Below are 3,605 nucleotides of genomic sequence, written 5' to 3' on the forward strand. Positions count from 1 at the left end.
GCCTTCCAGATATTGCCGCGGAAACATCGCGTCCTCGATAACGCCGTCCTCGCGAACGACCTGCAGATTGTCGACGGCGATCTGGGCATCCGCGCTTTCGGCACGCGCGATCATCTTGGCGAGCCGGCCGGGAAAGACCGCGTCGTCGGAATCGAGAACCGCGATCCATCTGCCGCGGGCGGCATCGAGGCCGGCATTCCTGGCGCCGCCCGGGCCGCGATTGCTTGGCAGGGCGATGACACGGACGATATCCCCGGGATAGGCCCGCGCAACATCGAGCGTCGCATCGCGCGACTTGTCGTCGACGACGATGATTTCGACGCTGACACCCTTCTGGGCGATGGCGCTGGCGATCGCCCGATCAAGGGTCGTCTCGGCATTGTAGGCGGCAATAACGAAGGAAACATCGGGGATAGAGCTGACGTCAGGCTGCACGCTTGCCTCCCTCCTGTGGCGAAGGCTGGCCATAGAGGCGGATTTCGCGGATGCCGACGAGGCCGCTGACGACACCAACATGCATAATGCCGCGCAGCACGCTGCGGTTCCTGCGTACCGGACTGACGACGACCGGAAGTGCCGAGGCGAAGCAATAGATGGCCTTTGCCGAGGCCAGGCCGACCTGCTTGGCCAGACCGATTCCGCTGGCGCTGCTGCCCAGGAGATGGCCATGCGTCTGGCCGACGCGGAAGCGGCGGCGGCCGAGCCAATCGAATGCCGCCCTGGAGCGCGGCACCACCTCGTCGACCCATGCCTCGGGCGAGAAGGCGATGCGGCCGCCTGCCTTGTGCATCTGGTCGAAGAATTCGGTGTCCTCGCCGCCGGTCTGGCCACGCGCCAGGCTGAAGCGGCGGCCGCGCAGGCTGTCCGAGCCCATCCGCAGCAGAACGTTGCAGGTGTAGCCGGTCTGGATCTCGCCGCGCACCCAGACGGGCAAGGTCGAATGGAAATCGCCGCGCCGCATCCAGTCCGGCGCGTCCGGGCGATAGCGCGCCCTGACCGGGCCGAGCACGGCGGCGGCACCGCTTTGCTGCGCCATCGCGGCCAGTTCGGCAAGCCATGGCGTCGTGGCCGTCTCGTCGTCGTCGATGAAGGCGACGAAATCCGCGGTGCTCGCATCGAGGCAGGCGTTGCGGGCGATCGAGATGTTGCGCGCCGGGGCGTGCTGATAGTGGATCGGCACCGTCAATTCCCGCGACAGCGCCGCCACCAGGTCACGGGCCGATGGGGTGTCGTCATTGTCGGCGACGACGATGCGGACATCGAATCCCACCGGCATCTCCATGGCGTCGAGCGAGCGCAGCGTGTCGGCCAGTTCCGGCCGGCGGAACGTGCAGACGCCGATGTCGATGCTGCGGTTCTTTGCCGACACCGCCATCAGGCCACTCCTCGTCGCGAGCCGAGGCCGAGAAGCTGCAGCCAGAAGCCGACCGACCAGCCAAGATGCATGACCATGGCCGAGACACCGGCCAGCGCAACGTCGGCCTTGCGCTGGCGGATAGCCGTCACCAGCCCGTAGCCCAGGCACACCGACGCCCACAGCAGCAGCGGCACCGCCGCCAGCCAGTGCACGAAAGAGAAGGCCGCCAGCAGCACCACCGGGAACACCAGCAGCGGCACCATCTGCCTCACCTTCGGGATGACGCGATGCTTCAGCACATTCTTGGCACGCCCGCGACCGTAGCCGAGATACTGGAAATAGAGGCCTGAGAGCGAGCCGCGCGGGTAGTAGACCATCTGCGTCTTGCCGCTCATCCAGATCTTGTAGCCGGCCTTGCGCAGGCGATAATCGAGCTCGGCGTCCTCGTTGTGGCTGAACGTTTCGTCATAGCCGCCGACGGCGCCGAACGCCGATATCCGCATCAGTGCATGATGGCCGTGATCGATCCACTGTCCCTGCGAAAGATGCCTATGCTTCGAGCCGCCGGTGCCGAGCTTGGAGTTCTGCGCCGCGGCCGCTGCTTTCTGCACGGCACCGCTGCCGCTGGTCAGCATCGAAACGACAACCGAATCCGCTGATGTAGCCAGCGCTTCCTCGACCAGCCGGTCGCAATAATCGTCGGGATAACCGCCATGCGCATCGATGCGGATGAGATAGTCGGCACCATCGCCGAAGGTACCGACGGCGAGATTGATCGCCGCGCTCTGGATGCGCCGCTTGTTGTGGAGCAGGATAACCCGCGGGTCCCTGGCAATGACTTCGTCTACGATGGAAAGCGTGCCGTCGGTGCTGCCGCCGTCGACGACGATGATCCGGGCGCCAAGCCTGGCGGCCGCGGGCCGCAATTGATCGAGCAGCGCACCGATATGGGCGGCTTCGTTCAGGCATGGGATAACGATCAGGCTGGATGAGGGTTTTTCCGTCTGCGTCATCAACCTCTGTCCATCTTGCCTCTGTCCATCCCCTGCCATCCTATGCCAATGCCTCGGCGGCAAACGAACCGGGCACGGCGGTCAGGCTGCGCAGCCGCTCGACAAGCGCACGGCAATCGCTGCGATCGTAGCTCCAGGTCCTCGGGTTGCGCGCCAGAACACGCCCCTTCAGCCTGGCGAAGCGATGCTCCTCCATCTTGCCTAGCGCGGCTTCGAGCGCTTCGGGCGACGCCTGCGGCAACAGCACGCCGATATCCTGCTGCTTGAGGAACCGCCCGGTCTCGGTATTGCCCATCGAGATCGGCACCGCGCCGAAACGGCAACCCTCATAGAGCCGGTTGGGCAGAAGCCATTCGGAGTTCTGCCCCGCTTCGAAGAAATCGATCGCCCAGGAAAAATGGACATCGTTGTAGATCGCCGCCATGTCTTCCGGATTGCGGTAGGGCCCGAGAAACGACAGCCATGGCTCGGCCTCGACAAAGCCGTGAAAGTCAGGGAATTCCGACAAAGCCGGACGGCCGCGCAGCACGATCTCGAAGCGGCCCTCCGTGCGGCGGGAGAAATCAGCCAGCAGCTCGAGCGAGCGGCGGCAGCGCAGCGCGCCGAACCAGCCGATCCGCCATGGCGGGCCGACCGGGCTCTCATCGGCCTCGGCAGCGCCGGGCACAATCGTCGCGGCCTCGAAATATTTGTTTTCGACCAGCTCGATGGGTGCCGCGACCTGGCCGAACGGCTTGAAATAATTGGCGATGAAGGCAGGCGAACTGGTCACCAGCAGCTTCACATCCCTGGCCAGAAATCGTTCGGTGGCACGCAGCGCCTTGCCCAGGACATCGTTGCGCAGCACAAGCCGATGAATGTCGAGGCACTCGTATACGATCGGAACCGATGCACCGAAGGCTGACCTGGCGCGGCGGGCAAGCGCCAGCATTTCCAGGTTGCGCGCGACGATGACATCCGGCTTTGGCATTCCGCCCAGCTTCGAGCCTATCGAAACGGCTGCTTTGGCTACGGCCGCGAGGCGTTGGCCGAATCGCCCGTCACGCGTCCCGCCGAGGTCGATCGGGCGCAGTCCCTCGATATCCGCAATCGGATTCGCGGTGCGACGGAATCCGGCCAAGGTGACCTGGGCCCCACCTGCCCTGAGCATCGTGATCCGCCGGCGCACCGCCGGGTCGGAAACGTCGTGCACTAGGTACAAGACATGCAGCATAAAAACTCGACCGCTGTTGGCC

Annotated in this window: 4 protein-coding genes; all 4 read right to left on the reverse strand. The window is 65.0% G+C overall.

From position 1 onward, the window contains the following. Window positions 1-435 (reverse strand): glycosyltransferase family 2 protein (locus EN884_RS29495; protein ID WP_164895228.1); only part of this gene is annotated, 435 nt, incomplete at its 3' end. After that, a complete protein-coding gene (locus EN884_RS29500; RefSeq protein WP_063169887.1) occupies window positions 425-1,375 on the reverse strand; it encodes a glycosyltransferase family 2 protein in 951 nt (316 codons plus the stop codon). The genes EN884_RS29500 and EN884_RS29495, both read right to left, overlap by 11 nt. Then, window positions 1,375-2,370: a glycosyltransferase family 2 protein gene (locus EN884_RS29505; protein WP_063169886.1), complete on the reverse strand. Its 996-nt coding sequence runs from the start codon at window positions 2,368-2,370 to the stop codon at window positions 1,375-1,377. Before EN884_RS29505 ends, EN884_RS29500 begins: the two co-directional genes overlap by 1 nt. A 40-nt stretch (window positions 2,371-2,410) precedes the next feature. Then, window positions 2,411-3,583, reverse strand: coding sequence for a glycosyltransferase (locus tag EN884_RS29510; protein ID WP_063169885.1), 1,173 nt, complete (start codon window positions 3,581-3,583; stop codon window positions 2,411-2,413). Window positions 3,584-3,605 lie beyond the last annotated feature (22 nt).

It is taken from the genome of Mesorhizobium sp. M7A.F.Ca.AU.001.01.1.1 (assembly GCF_004022735.1).
GTDB lineage: Bacteria > Pseudomonadota > Alphaproteobacteria > Rhizobiales > Rhizobiaceae > Mesorhizobium > Mesorhizobium ciceri.